Source organism: Xenorhabdus griffiniae, from assembly GCF_001028135.1.
Lineage (GTDB): Bacteria > Pseudomonadota > Gammaproteobacteria > Enterobacterales > Enterobacteriaceae > Xenorhabdus > Xenorhabdus bakwenae.
The window spans coordinates 1-415 of sequence record NZ_LDNM01000222.1 but is presented as its reverse complement, the minus strand read 5'-3'; the positions used below and the strand labels follow the sequence as shown (position 1 = coordinate 415).

1 protein-coding gene is annotated in these 415 nt (G+C 48.7%); it reads left to right on the top strand.

All coding sequences use genetic code 11. The features are described 5' to 3' along the window. The first annotated feature begins 57 nt into the window (after nt 1–57). Nucleotides 58–381: a phage holin, lambda family gene (locus AAY47_RS19785; RefSeq protein WP_235428408.1), complete on the top strand. Its 324-nt coding sequence runs from the start codon at nt 58–60 to the stop codon at nt 379–381. Nucleotides 382–415: the final 34 nt, after the last annotated feature.

Genomic DNA, 415 nt, shown 5'->3' with positions numbered 1-415 from the left:
TCACAGGGGTAACCATCGTTCACCCCACGGACGCCCATTGTTCAAATGGGGTGGAATATGAAGATGAAAGAAAATCCTGATTTATGGGCTGACATGTTAAATGGCCTGAAAAACTCGTGGCCGCAAATATCCGGCTCTGCTTTAGCTATCGTAATTTGTTACGGACGCCTGATTTACGACGGCGTGGAACGAAAGAACCGCTGGGTAGAGGCGCTGCTCTGTGGTGCTTTGTCATGGAGCGTATCCAGTGGGCTAGAGATGTTTGGCATTCCTATCAGTTTTGCACCGGCTATCGGTGGCGCTGTTGGATTTATTGGCGTTGAGAAAATACGCGAGTTTGCTATTCGTGCCATCAATAAACGGTTGGGGGATAAACAGTGAGCAGAGGCATTCGCAATAACAACCCGGGCAATAT